The organism is Paenibacillus sp. FSL P4-0113, assembly GCF_038009305.1.
GTDB classification, from domain to species: Bacteria; Bacillota; Bacilli; order Paenibacillales; family Paenibacillaceae; genus Paenibacillus; species Paenibacillus polymyxa_D.
Genome location: NZ_JBBPAZ010000001.1, coordinates 3028527 through 3045479 on the forward strand (window position 1 = coordinate 3028527; position 16953 = coordinate 3045479).

12 protein-coding genes are annotated in these 16953 nt (G+C 45.7%); 3 read left to right on the forward strand and 9 right to left on the reverse strand.

Features of this window, described 5'->3' with window-relative positions:
- Window positions 1-7 precede the first annotated feature (7 nt).
- The 6 genes from MKX46_RS12880 to MKX46_RS12905 all read right to left on the reverse strand — a co-directional run bounded on the left by MKX46_RS12880 (window position 8) and on the right by MKX46_RS12905 (window position 8505).
- Window positions 8-841: a ComF family protein gene (locus MKX46_RS12880; protein WP_341071292.1), complete on the reverse strand. Its 834-nt coding sequence runs from the start codon at window positions 839-841 to the stop codon at window positions 8-10.
- Between the two features lie 86 nt (window positions 842-927).
- Window positions 928-3042, reverse strand: a complete 2115-nt coding sequence (locus MKX46_RS12885) for a DEAD/DEAH box helicase (protein WP_341071293.1) — start codon at window positions 3040-3042, stop codon at window positions 928-930.
- Window positions 3043-3242: 200 nt separating this feature from the next.
- A complete protein-coding gene (locus MKX46_RS12890; protein ID WP_029514594.1) occupies window positions 3243-3683 on the reverse strand; it encodes a hypothetical protein in 441 nt (146 codons plus the stop codon).
- A gap of 169 nt (window positions 3684-3852) precedes the next feature.
- The gene (locus MKX46_RS12895; RefSeq protein WP_007432713.1) at window positions 3853-4575 is read right to left on the reverse strand and encodes a response regulator; all 723 of its coding nucleotides are present in this window, start codon (window positions 4573-4575) and stop codon (window positions 3853-3855) included.
- Window positions 4576-4579: 4 nt separating this feature from the next.
- Window positions 4580-5740: a sensor histidine kinase gene (locus MKX46_RS12900; protein ID WP_013312293.1), complete on the reverse strand. Its 1161-nt coding sequence runs from the start codon at window positions 5738-5740 to the stop codon at window positions 4580-4582.
- A gap of 47 nt (window positions 5741-5787) precedes the next feature.
- Entirely contained in the window at window positions 5788-8505 is a 2718-nt protein-coding gene (locus MKX46_RS12905) for a stalk domain-containing protein (protein ID WP_209947820.1), read from the reverse strand.
- A 271-nt stretch (window positions 8506-8776) separates the two neighbouring features.
- Between MKX46_RS12905 and MKX46_RS12910 the strand changes: the two genes are divergently transcribed.
- Genes MKX46_RS12910 through MKX46_RS12920 form a run of 3 tightly spaced genes read left to right on the forward strand, consistent with a single transcriptional unit; the run spans window position 8777 to window position 14258 of the window.
- Complete coding sequence (locus MKX46_RS12910; RefSeq protein WP_340933427.1) at window positions 8777-10186, forward strand: efflux RND transporter periplasmic adaptor subunit; 1410 nt, start codon at window positions 8777-8779, stop codon at window positions 10184-10186.
- Window positions 10183-13299 carry an efflux RND transporter permease subunit gene (locus MKX46_RS12915; RefSeq protein WP_341071294.1) on the forward strand — a complete coding sequence of 1039 codons (3117 nt, stop codon included), beginning with the start codon at window positions 10183-10185 and terminating at the stop codon, window positions 13297-13299. Before MKX46_RS12910 ends, MKX46_RS12915 begins: the two co-directional genes overlap by 4 nt.
- A gap of 56 nt (window positions 13300-13355) precedes the next feature.
- A complete protein-coding gene (locus MKX46_RS12920; protein ID WP_029514598.1) occupies window positions 13356-14258 on the forward strand; it encodes a TetR/AcrR family transcriptional regulator in 903 nt (300 codons plus the stop codon).
- Between the two features lie 130 nt (window positions 14259-14388).
- On the opposite strand, the gene metK is transcribed toward MKX46_RS12920, so the two are convergent.
- The 3 genes from metK to MKX46_RS12935 form a co-directional block, all read right to left on the reverse strand.
- Window positions 14389-15591 carry a methionine adenosyltransferase gene (gene metK / locus MKX46_RS12925; protein ID WP_013312298.1) on the reverse strand — a complete coding sequence of 401 codons (1203 nt, stop codon included), beginning with the start codon at window positions 15589-15591 and terminating at the stop codon, window positions 14389-14391.
- A gap of 334 nt (window positions 15592-15925) precedes the next feature.
- Complete coding sequence (locus MKX46_RS12930; protein WP_340933428.1) at window positions 15926-16216, reverse strand: alpha/beta-type small acid-soluble spore protein; 291 nt, start codon at window positions 16214-16216, stop codon at window positions 15926-15928.
- Window positions 16217-16359: 143 nt separating this feature from the next.
- Window positions 16360-16938, reverse strand: coding sequence for a hypothetical protein (locus tag MKX46_RS12935; RefSeq protein ID WP_165146201.1), 579 nt, complete (start codon window positions 16936-16938; stop codon window positions 16360-16362).
- Window positions 16939-16953: the final 15 nt, after the last annotated feature.

Sequence of the window (16953 nt, forward strand, 5' to 3'; positions counted from 1 at the left end):
TTTAGACTTATGATCTTGCTAAGGTCAGGCAAAAAATAGTCAAATGTATTCCTTGCTCTAATGCCTTTTCTCTCAAAACACGTGCACACGCCTGCAATGTGCTCCCCGTTGTATAAATATCATCAACAAGCAAAACGGTAACGGAAAGCTTATTTTCCGTAACACATTGAGATTGAGATTTAGCTTTTAAAATAAAAGACTTCAGCAAATTTGTCATATTGGGGTGAACAGAAAACGCATTATTCATTGTGTTCATGCGTTCCTTTTTTGATTTAAAGCTTTGTTTGCCTGTATCTTGTGGACGAGCAAGTAAAGATAGGAAGGGGAGCTTATTCCGCTTAGCAATCTCTTCTGCCAAGATCCGAGCCTGATTGAAACCTCGCTCTGACAGCCTCTTCTCACTTACCGGAACACAGGTCACTACATCCACACTCCACAAAGATCGCTTGAAACGAGAATGTTTAAGACCTGCAAACTCATACCTCATCGCCTGATAGGCTCGATTCATGATCTCACCCAGCAGGGAACCATACTTTTCATTCCCGCGATATTTGAACTGCCCAATCCATTCTCTCATCATTGGTGTATAGCTGGTTGCACTCCGATTGCACACATAGTAACGTACTAATCGGTGAAGCCTTATGCAATCCGGGCAAGACGTTGGACGTCCACAATAAACACAACGAATATCGTAAACCCAAGGAATTTGAAGTGAACAAGAAGTACAAATCCCGGGGAATTCGGAAAAACGACCTGTGAGAGTGCCGCAAGCCATACATGTTTGGGACTGGCGATGGAATAACCAATTCAAAAATAGACGGGTTGTTGGAATCATCCCCATATCAGAATGCACCTTTCTTGGTAGCTTACGTACCGACATTGTTTCAGGTTTCACATTTCCAAAAAAACTTTTTTTATTTAATGCATTTAGTGCTTCGCCTCCTTCAGGTATCCTCTTTTCCGAGCCAGTTCATTCATACGTTTAATCTGTCTAATTGCTCTTTTTTGACCTCGTGTCCATTGGGGGGATGTAAAAATAACAACTCCACATGGGTCATCCTTGGACCTGCCCGCGCGACCAGCCATTTGGACAAGAGAGGCTTCATCAAAAAGACTACTGTCCGCGTCTAATACGTACACATCACTCCGTGGAACAGTTACCCCTCGCTCCAAAATAGTCGTTGTAACCAGAACACGTATTTCAGTAGCTCGAAATAAGCGTACTTTAGCGGTTCTTTCTTCATCCTGTGAGGAGGTGCCCGCAATAGGTACATAAGGCAAATGTTTAATCAGCAGCTTCACAAGTCCCTGAATATGTGAGATTCGTGTCACAAACAGGAAAACCTGTGCCCCACGTTGTATGGATACGCGTAGGCGTTGAATAAAGGATGCGGGAAGCCGACCTTTTTGCAGCCATTGTTGCACTGAAGCAGCCCCCAAACGAAATGGGACAGGTAGAGGATGACGATGAAAACGAACGGGAACCTTGGCGTGTGGCAGCAGACCTCGTGCAGCCTCTTTCTGCAAGGATTGCGGTGGTGTAGCAGACAAATAGATAAACTTCCCCTTCGGCTTACATACTGCTCGTGCAGCAAAGGCAAGCATAGGATCATTGTGATAAGGAAACGCGTCAATCTCATCAATCACAACCAAATCAAAAGCTTGACGATAACGCAATAGCTGATGTGTCGTTGCCAGTGTCAGCTGTCCCCTTTGCCAGCGTTCTGCGCTTCCCCCATAGAGCGTCACCATGCTCACATCGGGAAAAGCAATGGCCAAACGAGGGGCTAACTCCAGTACCACGTCGCGGCGTGGTGTTGCCACAAGTGCCGTTCCTCCGTGGTCTAGCACATATTGCAAGAGCGGAAACATCATTTCCGTCTTGCCTGCGCCCGTTACGGCCCAGAGCAAAAAACGCTCTACCTTAGTACCAGGCACCTGCCGATCAGCGTTGTACCTCGCACCTTCGCCAGGTTTCGGCGAAGACTGTCTGCTACGGGCAAGGTTGCTGCCCTGCGAAGTGGCAGCATCTGATCCCCGGCACGCAACCATGTCGCGCCGGAACAACGCCCGGAGCCCACGGCCTTCCGGGCGAAAATGTCCCCGCACTCCGCCGTGCGGTGCGGCTAAAAAGCGCAGCGCCGCTTCGGCGGCGGCACGCTGCGCTGAGCTTAGCCCCCAGCGGTCGAGTTCCGTCGCCGGGGCTATGCCTGCTGTGCACGGCAGCGCGGGTTTCGCTGCACCGCGCAGCAGCAGCGAGCATTCACGGCTGCGTCCAAGTGCGAGACATGTCTCGCAGTAGGCGCACGCCTTACGGCCGCACGATGCGCAGCTCGTGCGGTGCACTATCCCGCTGCCACAACGGTTGCAGCGGAGTTCATGCGTACGCGCGGCAGACCAGCGCGTGCGAGGTGCTGGATCGAGGCCAGTAGCAAAGCTGAGTCGGCCTTGCAGATATGCAAGTTGTGCAGCGGATCGCCAAGTACGCTCCAAACCTGGCGCTGCCTCTGCCAGTAGCGCTTCGACTTCTGGAACGAGTAACTGGCGTCCTGACAACAAATTAGCCAGTTCATTCGCTTGTCGTGTTAAACACTCCCTCTCCAATCCATCCATTCCCGTGACGAGGTCCCTTTTTTGAATAGAACGTAAAACTCCCTTTGTTTCTCGTCTCTCATCCCCACTTTCTGTGCGAGAAGTCCAACCTTGTACATGATCCCAAATGCATATATTCTCTACTCTTCCAGATAAAATTCGTTCTCCGTCAAAAGGTTCAAGAGCCAGTTCACTTTTTAGCTGTGCGATAATATAAGCCCACCACTGCCGTTTCCCCCATCGCTCCATACCTACTAATTCCTTAAATGTTTCACACAGCTTTGTTCCCCAGGACAAGGGGAGCTCATCTCCTAATAACACCCACCTTTCGACAACATTCCCCTGCCCCTCATCTGGATTCATCCACCATGTCATATCTACTCGAATATCCACAGATAATCGGAGATTCCAATTCCCCTTATACCTCACTGCATATACTGCAATTTTCACCTTCCCCTTCTCCCCCCATTCATTACTTTTTGGGTTCTTATCACCCCAGAGAACAGCAAAAAAGCACACTTCTGTGGCTAATAGCCTGAAGTGTGCTTCACATCAAGTAGATCTCAACGATATCCCTGTTGTCTTGCCTATGCAACTGTTTATAAACATTTATATCCGATTTTGACCACGATGTCCACAATCCCCTGTTGCTAAGGAACAAGCGGAGCGTCCGCCAACGACTTGACTGTTCTAAGATCAATAACAACCTGCTTTTCACCGCCTGACTTCGGTAAAACCGGGTTCCCCGGTGAAAAACGACTTGAAATGACTGAAACATCCATATGACTATAGCGCACTAGCCGTGTCAGAATCGGTAGCGTATCGTCCATAGATTCATCATCCAGTACCGTCACATGTAGCGGCCTCCGGTGCAGCCAGGCAAGTATGTTCAACGAACGCATCACCCATTCCACACGATCTCCGTCATTGGACGTAATCACAATATAGCGAATCGCGCGATGACCTGGAGATATCGCGCATGAATCTTCGCCATTGTGATAAGCCTGAACCGCCTGTCGTATATACATAAGATGCACGACAGCGGCCCCCACGCCGTATATAAGCAATATCCAAACCAAGTGAGCCGTCACGAGGGTTCCACCTCCTCCTATAGCGACAATATATGCCGTATAACAGGAAGAGGTGTCACGGTTATGTACTGGGTTTCTGTATGAGCGGACATATCGCCCGGAGTGAAAGACGGTACAGCATTCATATCTATTAGCAGCTGCATCGTCTAATGCATGGAAAAACTACACTTTACAGCGTAACCCATCCATATTTGATTGAGTTAATAACTGCTTGTGTACGGTCATCAACCTCCATTTTTTGCAAAATACTGCTGACATGGTTTTTGACCGTTTTCTCACTAATGAATAAATATTCACCGATCATCTTGTTGCTCTTACCTTCAGCCATCAGACGCAATACTTCAGCTTCACGACGGGTCAATGGATTATTTTCACCTGCGACAAACTTCACGCCGGCTTCCTTCGTATGACCTTCAGCCATAGCCCCTGTTTCATTCAAGTAGGTCATCCGGCGGAGTTGCTGAATGAGCTTACCTGTTACCTTCGGATGGATAAACGCATAGCCTTCATGAACCGAACGAATAGCATTAATGAGGGACTCGGCCTCCATATCCTTTAACAGATAACCATTGGCTCCCTTGCGCAACGTCTCAAATACATAGCTTTCATCATCATGAATGGATAAAATGATAACTTTGACATCCGGGAACATCTCACGCAGTTTTTCAGTTGCCTCTACACCATTTTCGATTGGCATATTAATGTCCATCAGAACAATATCCGGTTTCTCTACGTTACAGAATTCCAACACTTGAATACCATCACCACATTCTCCGATGACCTCAATGTCGTCCTCCATATTCAAAATACGTTTAAGCCCTTCACGGAACAACTGATGATCGTCCGCTAAGAGAACTTTAATGGGTGCATTGCTAATTTCCTGATTTTCCATGTTGTTACTCCTTTCCCTTTTCCACGTTGGTTGGGATATGAATCACTATCTTGGTGCCTTGATTCTCAGCTGATTCGATCTCCATTCTCCCCTCGAGCAGTTCAACCCTTTCCCGCATACCAATCAGACCAAAATGCCCATGATCTTTGCTTTTTTGCTGAAAAAGCTCTGGCTTGAAGCCCAAACCATTATCCTGCACCACGATTTTTACAAGCTGCGCCTGATAGGTAATCTCAACAAGCACATAGGTAGGATAAGCATGCTTGGCAGCGTTGGTCAAAGCTTCCTGGATCAGACGGTAAATGGCTGCTTCCATCGCGGAAGAGAGACGGTGTTCCTTGCCCCTTGTTTCAAAAAGCGATCTAATCTTCGTTTTTTCTTCAAAATCCTGCACATATTTCCGGAGCGTCGGAATAAGTCCCAGGTCATCCAGGGCCATAGGACGCAAATTGAAAATGACCTTTCGCATTTCCTCAAGACTGGAGCGAACCTGTTTCTTCAAGTCTACTATTTCGTCCTGAACCATCTTAAATTCCTGCTTGGCGATCATTCTTTCCACAATTTCCGTCCTAAGCACTAGATGCGCAAGGAGCTGCGCAGGTCCATCGTGAATTTCACGGGATATGCGTTTACGCTCCTCTTCCTGAGCCAAAATAATTTTCAGACCAATAAACTGCCGGTTTTTAGCCGATTCGATGATCCGCGTCACTTGTCCCAATTCGCCCGACAAATATTCCAGCACGACTCCCATCTGCGAACCGATGGTTTCGGCGCGCTCGACAGAAGCCTCAACACTTTTGGCCCGCTTTTGAAGATCATCTCTTCTGGCTTTGAGATACATTTCCTTCTCGCGGAAAATCATCACATCGAGTTGAAGCTGTGTTGCCTTCTCATAAGCCTGCTTGATATCCTCTTCCGAATAGCGAACGAAGTCACGGCTGACCTCAGTCAACCGAATGCGGGACCGCCGATAGTTCATTTCCAGCTGGTCCACCTTTTCGATCGTTTCTGCTGTTTCCTTCAAGACGCTCTGGAGCTCCTGATTTAACGTGACCAGCTCGGTCCGGGCCGTGTCCAATATTTCGAACATCTGATATTTGCTGTTCTCCATCACCTGGATGGCATTTTTAATGACTCGGTCTATGATATCGGCTTGAAAGTCCACAAATGTTCTACTCCAATCCTAGCATTTCAAGTATATATCATACCATATCATGATTGAAGGGTGATGGTCTTCGTTTCTTGTTCCCATTTTACAGTCATTCCTAACTGCTCAGACACGAGTCTCAACGGGACTAAAGTCCTACCCCCTAGCACAACGGGTGCAACATCAGTACTTTGACGCTTCCCGTTCAGAACAACTTCTTTTTTCCCTACGGTCAAATCCATCAGCACACCACCGCGCATAACGGTGATCCGTTGATCGCCCGCATTCCATTTGGCTTGTCCGCCAAATGCGTCCAGCACATACTTAATCGGAACATACGTTGAACCATCGCGAGTCATCGGAGCTGCATCAATTGTTGTAGGTGTTCCGTTTACTGTCATTGATTTTTGTCCGATCGTCATTTGAGCTGTTCCCTTTTTAAGTCCTTCTGTGCCGACCGTTCCCGGTGTATTAAAAGAAATATTATCAAAAGCAACATTGCCTGTTTTAGCACGCTCGTCCTGACCTTCCGCCACATTGACCACATAAAGACGTTTCAGCTTCGCTGGATACGAAATATTCAAACCGCTCATATCTGCATTAATGGTTTTCCAACCGTTCCAGTCGATCACTTTAGCGAGATCAATATATGCTGTTTTGCCTTGGGCATCCTCTAGCTCCGCACGCAGCCAGTTCAGACTCTTATCCCCTCTGACATCAATTGAGATGGAAGTAGCCGCCTGTTCAAGCGTTTTCCCGGACGTGCCGTTCAATTGGGCGTAAGCATACATTTTACCACTGCCATTTGTCATATCGTAGTTCAGTTCCAGCACTTTGGAATTGGCATGGTCACCATCTCCTTGTACAACAGCCACTGTGCCGGTAACACCTTCCACATTCGAAGTAAAATCAACCGGATACGAAACATTTTCGAAGTTCTCCCAATTGTTTGTACTTGCTCCGCCAGCAGACAAGAAGACGACAGCGCTGAAACCATCATAGCGACCGATGGCATAGCCCGTTTTCACGCCTGCATCCACCGTATTTACTGTAAGTTGATTGTCCTTAACGCTTCCCTTAAAGCCAATGAACTCCCATTTGAGCGCATCTGACGTAATGCTGACACTCTGTCCATCTTTTGTCTTTGCCGTTACCGGTACAGCGATTTTAGCTCCAGCGGTAAGCGAGCCAGTTCCACTTCCTGCGGTGAGTGATGAAATTTCATCTGCTCCAAGCACGGTGACCTTAGTTGTAGCGCTGGCTGAGCCACTGGATGCCGTTAAAGTAGCCGTTCCCGGTTGGGCCCCCTTCACAACGCCGCCGCTCACTGACACAACAGCCGGGTTGCTGGACTTCCACGTCACTTGTACTTTTGAGGTATCGAAGGGATTGTAGTAGTTGTCATAGCCTTTGAAGGAATAGCTTCCGGTCTGACCAATCAGCAGCGTTTTATTGCCCTTGATGGTGAAACCTTTGAGCGTTCCTTTAGGAGCATTGGTATATACCCCCACTCCATTTACGATACTACGTTGCTCTGTACCATATTCCGTATTGAACGTAAGTCCCGCTGTCGTATCCCCCAAATCACGAGTCACCATGGTCGTAGAACCGCCCCCATCGAGGTTCATACCCTTCCAAACGCCAATATCTTTCATCAGCGTTTGCAGCTCGCTCAGGGATACACCAACGCTGTTCCCATTCTTCTCAACGGCAATGACATAAGCGTAACGCTTGTCACGGGAATATCCCAAAGCTGTACGCGCACGCGTCCCGCCTATGCTTGTTGTGCTCCGGGAAAAAGAGGTTTTCTGACCGTCATTTACTAATATGGTATGTCCACCAATCATCATCTGAAGGTTGGAAGGATCTACTTCACTCCCTGTCGATTTAACACGAAGGCGATAGCTTGTTTCTACCGTCTGTCCCACGGTCAGATGCGCTTTGGCATAATCAGCCGCTTTACCGTGAGTACGTAAAATATAGCCATCCTGCGGAACGGTCATATTCAATGTAGCATTGTCGGAGACTTGCGTAACCACACCATTTTGTACCAATACCTCGGTAGGCGTTGTCGAACTGTTTTTGGGCCGCTCAATTGCTTTCCAAGCAGATGTATAAATATACATAGCATTAGAGTGACTATAACTGCCCCCGCTCGTCTCAGGCGAATACGAAGCCTTGTTCATCCCCGCCAAAGAGAAAGACGACCCGTCTCCAGCTTTTACTGTTCCTTCAAAAGTAAACTGCTCCACCATCGGAGAACCATCTCTGGTTACAGCAAAGGCATACATGCCCGTTAAATCAGATGGAGTAGACATCAACACACCCTTGGATACTTGTCCACCGATCGGAGCTCCCTCGCTTGAGGTATTAAAATAATCCCCGTTTACACCAGCAACCGCTCCAGTCTCTTTTGCCATGCCGCCTGTGCTCTGCCGGGTCGTAAACTGTCCATTCTTCCCCGTCATGACATCCAGCTTAACGTACGGATTTTGCAAGTCTACTCGAATGATATCAGCCAGTGCTGTTCCTTTGGACCCTTTAAAACGATATTTCAATAATGTTGCACCCGAAGTAATGATCTCTTCTCCCAATTTTACAGTTGAACCAGAGGCTGCACTTGCGATTGGAGCAGACATCCAGCCATTCAAGGGGATTAGAGCCCCAGTTCCAGCAACCGGACCGACCCATAATACCCCTGCCAGTGTTAACACGGCCCATCTTTTAGCGATTCCTCTGCCATTAACTTTCACTTCACTCTGTTTCTTATTACTTAAAAACATTTGGATAATAGCTCCCATCTTCAATGTATTTAAACGGTTTTGTTCCGCGCATGTACTCTATCAATAAACAAAAAAATCCTCTTATGTTAATAGACTTATTATATAGGCAAAAGTTACGAAAGTCCCGTCAACTAATTCATAAAATCTAAAACGATGAATTGACGAATGCAATATCGGCGCACTATAATACATTTGAACTTGTTAGTTCAAATAATACTTATTAGTTCACTTCACTTCTCTAATTATGACCCTATCGGAAGGATTGATAATCATGAATAAACAACGGGCCATCATCATATCTACTTTATCCCTGTGCATCGCAATGACCGGATGTTCTACAGAAAAAAAAGATGCCGCTCTAGGTTCATCTGTACAGCCAACCGTTGTGCGGACCGCAATCGTCAAATCAACGCCACTTCATACTGCCTATAACTTGTCAGGCACTCTTCAAGCCTATGAAGAACGTACACTGGCTTTTCAGAACGGAGGTATCGTCGCTAGCGCAGAAATCACTACCGGGACGGCTGTACAGAAAGGTACAACCATTGCCCGTCTAGATGACGCTGACTATAGACTGCAGGTTGCACAGGCGACAGCCTCTATTCAAGAGGCCTTGGCCGGTATAGATAACGCACAGGCTAATTTACAGGCTGCTACCTCCGCGATTCAATCCGCCGATGCCGGCATTACAGGAGCTCGCGCGAATGTTAACAAGGTCAATAAAGGCGCACGTGCTCAAGAGAAACAACAAGCGCAAGCTACTGTAGATAAGGCACAAAGCGCTTATAACAAGGCCAAGACGGATAGCGAGCGCACACAGAAGCTGTTTGAGGCAGGCGCTGCTACCGCATCAGATAATGAAAATGCTCACCTGAATGCTACCGCAGCCCTGAAAGACTTGGAACAAGCCAAGGAATCCCTGTCCCTTTTGCTGGAAGGGGCCACAGCCGAAGATCATCAATCCGCCCAAGCTTCCTTTCAAGATGCGCTTGCAGGTAAAAGCAAAGCCCTAGCGGCCAGTGAACAGGCTGTGGCTTCCCAAAAACAAGCCCATGCCAACTACGAAAAAGCCCTTGTTGCCAAGGGGCAGGCAGAACTTGCACTTTCACGCACACGTCTAATCTCTCCTGTGAACGGTGTAATCTTAGAAAAAATCGTGAATACAGGTGATTTGGTCGCGTCAGGGCAAGCCGTCTATCGCATAGGCTCCATCGACCGCCTCAAAGTACTACTTCCTGTACCAGACAGTGAAATTAAGGATTGGAAAAAGGGTCAACAAGTAGAAGTGGCGCTCTATGAAGAGACCCGTCAAGGTACGGTGTCTAACGTCTATCCTTCAACCAGCACCGACACAGGAAGGGTTAACGTAGAGATTGTTATAAACAATCCACAGCGAGACTGGTTACCCGGTCAGGTCATTAAAGCTGCTCAACAGGTGACCGACAAGAATGGGATTCTCGTTCCTGCCGAAGCAGTCATTAACACGGGAAGCAAGCCTTTTATTTTCAAAGACATTCAAGGAAAAGCTGTTAAAACCCCTGTGGAGCTTGGTAATCAGGTTGTAGATAATCAGTTGCAAATCGTATCGGGACTTCGTGAAGGCGAACGTATTATCGTTAAAGGGGCAGAAAACCTGTTTGATGGAAATGCGATTCAGTCGGAGGAAGGCGGACGCCCATGATTGAGTACATCGTAAAAAAACGAAAAATTACATTGCTGTTTTTTGTCATGCTGATTTTGGTCGGAATCTTCGGCTTTTTCCAGTTACCACAGCAGGAAATGCCGGATGTCACCATACAGAATGCTATGGTAACAACAGTCTACCCTGGTGCTTCACCACAAAAAGTAGAAGAAACCGTAACTAAAGAGCTGGAGAAACGCATTAAGGAAGTTGAAGGTGTTAAAACGATTAGTTCGACTTCTGGTAACGGATTCTCCTCTATTTTAATCGAATCCAAAAACGGAGTTGATCCTCAAACGGTTTGGGATGATATGCGTAAAAAAGTGCAAGATGCACAAGCTGATCTTCCTCAAGGCGTTGAAGTACCTGTTGTAAATGACAAACTAACCAGCTCTTTTATCGGCTCCTATGCCCTGACGGCTGACTCTTCCACACCGCTGTATAAACTAAATGATTTAACAACGACTTGGAAAGATCAGCTCAATACCATTTCTGGCGTATCTAGCGTCAAATTCAATGGTCTCCCTGATCAAGAAGTACGTGTCCATATTGACAATCAGAAACTTCAGCAATACCAGCTTTCGTGGGGACAAGTGGCTCAAGCGATTCAGGCTCAAATTGATCGGGTCCCTACTGGTAATATTGAATACAACGGACGTACCTATCAACTTATTGTTCGCGAGACCGAAAAAGCTGATGAATTGAATCAGGTCCTTTTGACACGCACCAAAGAGGGTAATCCTGTTTATTTGAGAGATATCGGCATAACGGAGCTGGCCCATCCTAATACAGAATACTTTGCCTATGTAGAGGGTAAACCGGCCATTACGTTAAGTATTGGAGCAGAAACAGGCACAGACATCCCTTCTATGAGCGAAAAGGTCAATACCAAGCTCAAAGAACTGGAAAAAACACTCCCCGCAGGTGTTCACTTTCAAACTCTTTTTGCACAAAAGGATCAGGTAAGCCATATCTTTGACGACTTAAAGCGTGAAACGATTCTTGCGATTGTGGCCGTTATTCTCGTTTGTATGTTGGGGCTGAATTTGCTCACCTCTGCATTTGTTGCACTGGCCATTCCTATTTCGGTTTCGATTGCCATTATCTTTTTGCCTATGTTCGGCATTACTCTAAATCAGATTTCCGTTGTCGGTCTGATCATCGTACTCGGCATACTCGTGGATGATGCCGTAGTTGTAAATGATAATATTGAGCGTAGACTTACGGAATTAGGAGAATCACCCTCAGTCGCAGCTGTAAAAGGTACCAAAGAGGTCATGCTTTCTATTTTGGTTGCAACTCTGGCTACCATCTCAGCTTTCGCGCCATTGTTGTTTCTTCCTGGAAATGTAGGTGCCTTTATTAAACCTATTCCTGCTATTGTCTCCCTGACCATGCTTGCCTCTATGATCATGTCGCTCACCATCATCCCTATTTTTCGAGAATGGTATGAGAAGCGCAGACAGGCTCGTCACCCTCAGGGTAAATCTAAACCAGCAGGCTTGCTCGGCCAGCAGATTCATTCTTTAAACAAGCTCTATTCACAAAAACTGATGCCTAAGGTCATTCAACGTCCCTTGTTGACAGCCATGGTCGGACTCATGCTTGGAACAGCCGCCTATGGATTAGTTCCCTTTACCTCAGTTGAACTTTTTCCTGAGTCGGAAGATCCTCATGTTGCACTAAATGTAAAAATGCCTGTAGGCACTTCAATTGCGGAAACCGACCAGGTCGTTAAAGACCTTGCAGGCTGGGTGAAAAAGCAACCTGAAACTTCCAAGGTCGTCTACAGCACTGGAGGGACTGCCCCACAACTGTTTAGTGACATTAATAGTTCGGGTGGAAATATTAGTTATAACGAAACGGTGGGGCAGATTGCTGTCGTCGGCAAAGAAAACGTATTCGATCTCAATACGACAGTTGATGCTTGGGAACAACATGTTAAGAAATCCTACCCTGGAGTTACAGTTACGATGTATGTTCCTCGTCTCGGGATTCCAGTGGGTAAGCCCGTTTCTATTCGTATCTCAGGTCAGGATCTGAATGAACTGCAAACTCTTGCCCAAAAGGCAAAGGAGCAGATCGCGACAGTAGAGGGCACAACAGGCATCGTGGATGATATAGGAATTGAACGATATGCACTGGAGCTTGAGGTCAACAAACAAGCGATGGATCAATACCTGGTAAGTTACACAGATTTGACTCGCACCCTGCTTCTATTAAAAGAAGGAGCCCAAGTCAGCCAATTTGATACTGGAAACAGTCTGGTAGATATTAAAATGTATTTGAATCACAGCGACGAGGAGCCAAGTAAGCTTTTCCAACAATTAAGTGTAGTTAATGCAGCTGGTAAGCAAATTCCATTAAACCAGCTTGTCCAGATTAAGCCGTCATTTGCTATTCAGCAAATCAAGCATTACAATATGGAGCGGACGATTACGGTGGAAGCCGATTTGAACGGACGAACTGCAAGCGAAGCGATGGTTGATGTTGAAAGTAAGCTGGCGCAAATGAAATTCCCAGAAGGCTACAAATGGGAGGTTGGTGGGGAAACCTCTGACCAATCGACCATATTCAAGGACTTAGGACAGCTGGCTATCGTTGTAGTCTTGCTCATTTTACTCTTGATTACTATGCAATTTTATTCTCTCTCCATTCCTATTATTATTATGACGACCGTGTACCTGGCAGCAGCCGGCGGGATTATTGGTATTTTCTTAACCGATATGCCTATCGGTTTTATGAGCATCATGGGAATCATTGCACTCGCGGGCATTGTTGTGCGGAATGGGATTGTGTTAATTGAATTTATCGAGGATGCACGACATGAAGGAATGGAATTGAAGGAAGCCGTAATACAGGCGGCCGCCGCTCGCTTCAGACCAATTTTATTGACATCCTTGGCCGCCATTGTAGGTATGATTCCGTTGGCACTATTGGGAAGCCTGCTCTTTAAGCCACTGGCGTTTACCGTCATTTTCGGTTTGTTATTCTCGACCTTGTTAACCTTGTTTGTCGTGCCGTCCTTGTATATGATCATGGCCAAATACAAGATGCGCCGTCAACTCAAAAGACAGCAGCACACAGTTATCACACCTGATCAATCTTTATGATGTATGAAGTGAGTTCGCATGCTGTCGAGTTAGTCGGTCCCTAGGGGGAAGTATGTATGGAAAGCAAAAAAAATGATATTTTACAGGCCGCCATTCGGCTGTTCTCCAGAAAAGGCTATTATTCAACATCTGTTGAAGAAATCGCCAAAGAAAGTGGGATGGCGAAGGCATCCTTTTATAAATATTTTCAGGGAAAAGAAGAACTCCCTCTAGAAATGTGTATCATTCTGGAAAATAATATTGAACAAGACATCCGGGCTCTCTACAGTAAACCTGATCTTTCTAAGCACGATAAACTACACGGTTTTATTGTACTTTACTTGAAAAATCTCGTTGAAAACAAAGTGTATCTCATGATGGATCTTCCTGAGCCTTCCATGCTTATTTTCCAGAATGAACAACTTAATTACGCATTCGAGAATCATGAATACAAATTGTACAGATGGGTTCGCGACTGCCTGATTGATATTTTTGGACCGAGCATTGAAGATCATGCATGGGACGTGACCTTTGTACTTAAAAGCATTGTGTTTGAATATATTCGCTTCTTTGCCGATCGCATGAATGATGAAACGATTGAACATCTGACACAGTTTATTATCTTCTTATCCAGTTCCTTGGCAACCAGCCTGAACAATGCTGATTCAGCTCCACATTTGTTCTGGAGCAAGCAAGGCTGGTTACCCGAAAGTGCTCTAAGTAATCCTTTTGATCAAGGCCGTCAAATTAACAGCCTTCTCCACTCTTTGGAAGACAGTATACTGCTGTCTTCTTGGAGTTCAGAGGAGAAACAGGAGTGTCAGCAAATCTACGCTCATTTAAAGGAAGAGGCTCTGAAATCGAACCCTCAGAAAGGTCTCCTGAAAGCCCTTTTTGCGTATTTGGAGCAGTACAAGGAACTGCAAAAGGTTTGTCGTTTACTTAAAAATTTATTGGACCATGCTCCGATATCCGAGTAGTCACTCAGCATTCGGTACATCAGAACAAATTCGTACTTAACAGCGAAACACATCAAAAAAAAGACTGTTCATGCAAAGCATGAAACAGTCTTTTTGGGTTATTGCTTTTATTTTGATAACATACGAGGAATTACAGCCCCGCTTGTTCTTTTAGAATTTCAGCTTTATCTACGCTCTCCCATGGTACATCCAAATCTGTACGTCCAAAGTGACCGTAGGCAGCAGTTTGCTTATAAATTGGACGACGCAGATCCAACATGCGAATAATACCTGTTGGGCGCAGATCAAAGTTATTTCGGATCAATTCAACCAGCTTCTCATCACTCACTTTACCCGTACCGTATGTATCGACGTTAATCGAAACAGGCGTAGCTACACCGATGGCATAAGCAAGCTGAATTTCCACTTTGTCTGCCAATCCAGCTGCTACGAGGTTTTTCGCTACATAACGAGCAGCGTAAGCAGCGGAACGGTCCACTTTGGTCGGATCTTTACCGGAGAATGCTCCCCCGCCGTGACGTGCATACCCACCATACGTATCCACAATAATTTTGCGACCTGTCAGACCTGCATCTCCTTGAGGACCACCGATAACAAAGCGTCCTGTCGGATTAATGTAATACTTGGTTTGCTCATCCAATAATTCGGCAGGAACAACTGGCAAAATAACCTTTTCTTTGATGTCTGCTTGAATTTGCTCCAAAGTAGTATCCTCCGCATGCTGCGTAGAAACTACAATAGCATCAATACGAACAGGTTTACCATTTTCATACTCTACCGTTACTTGGGTTTTACCGTCAGGACGAAGGTAATTCAGTGTTCCATCCTTACGCACTTCAGACAAGCGCCGTGCAATACGGTGAGACATAGCGATAGGTAAAGGCATCAACTCCGGCGTCTCGTTCGTAGCAAAACCAAACATCAATCCTTGATCTCCAGCCCCAATGTTTTCAGTTTCTTTATCTACTTCAGCAGGATCACGGCTTTCCAAGGCAGCATTAACCCCTTGAGCGATGTCCGGCGACTGTTCATTCAAAGAAGTCAATACAGCGCAAGTATTATAGTCGAAACCGTATTTCGCACGTGTATAGCCAATTTCCTTAATCGTATTACGTACAATGGATGGAATATCCACGTACTCCGATTTGGAACTGATTTCACCAATGACGAGAACGAGACCAGTAGCTACCGATACTTCACATGCTACCCGTGCATTAGGGTCATTAGCCAGAAAGGCATCCAATACAGCATCGGATATCTGATCACAGATTTTATCCGGATGGCCTTCTGTTACAGACTCGGACGTGAACAAATGACGGCCTTTTACAGACATGAATTTCAACCTCCCACAATTAAAATACATGAGGATTTAATAAAAAAATCCTGACATGGTAATGGCATTATTCAGATACCTTCAAGCCATCAAATGGCGGGAGGTATCTTGTTACACCTGATTAATAAAAAATGAACCTTCTCCGGTAGGAAAAGGTTGCGTACAAGCCTCAAATGCCATGATATCTTATTTAAAACAAGGTGTCAATTCGTGTCACCCAATGACAACATTCGAAATTAGGGTAAATCTACATGCAAACCATTTTTGATTTACATGTAAATTACCCCAGATTTTACGCTACTATATGTTCAAAAACTGTAGAAATTATTGCAACTTACAATGTACCATATTCAGATAAGCTACGTTCAGCAGATTTTATCAGTCGCTTAGTAATTTCACCACCAACCGAACCGTTCTGTCTTGAAGTTAAATCACGCCATGCTACATTCCCGCCCCCCGCAAACTCCCCCAATTCTGCAGCAAATTCACTGTCAGCCTTAGGTTGTATATGTGTATATTGGGGATTATAAACAGGTAGCCCAAACTCAGCAGCAATTTCATACTTCAAATCATCTAACCTGACACGACTCTCGGGAATTAATCGTCTTTGACCTCTTGACGCCATCTCGTATACACCCTCCACTAAATGTATTGTCTTTCATGGGGTTAGTGTGCAGCGATTAGGTTCAACTTAGCCAAGAACAATTTGCTATCCCAAACAGTATTTAAGAAAAAGAGCCGCCGAAAGCAGCTTAAATACAAAACAGTTTACTGAACAGAATAACCGCCTCGTACCATAACGACCAGACCAAACTTCTGACCTTCTTTTACTTGAATACCTCTTCCTTCTCTAGGAAACGATAATAAATGATTTTTTTCGACAGCCTGATTATGAACAATTTCCGTTCCAGAAGTAATATCAATAGCCCCACTGGCATCCATACTATACACAACAGCATAACCATTACGTAAAATAAATTCCGAGCCTGCTTTGGCAATCAGTTTTTGACCAGGCTTTACATCAACAACCTTTAAAACCTCTGTCTGCTCTGGTGTGGAAGTTTTTCCTGCACTAGAAGTTCCTGACGCCGTTGTGTTAGAGGTAGCGTTTGTCGCTGGAGTAGGCGAACTAGTCGTTTTACTACTCGTGTTACTTGCGGGCACTCCACCTTTGATTGCCTGGGCAATTTTTTGGTCAACATAGCTTTTGGTTACGACTGGATCATCAGCTGTACCAGGTTGTCCAGAACTGGAGGCTCCGTTAACTGAATTGTTCATTAAGGAGCCTGCTACAATTCCTCCCCCAAGTAAAGCTGCAGCCAACGATACTTTATAGCGTGATTTCATGAAGTCCTCCTACAG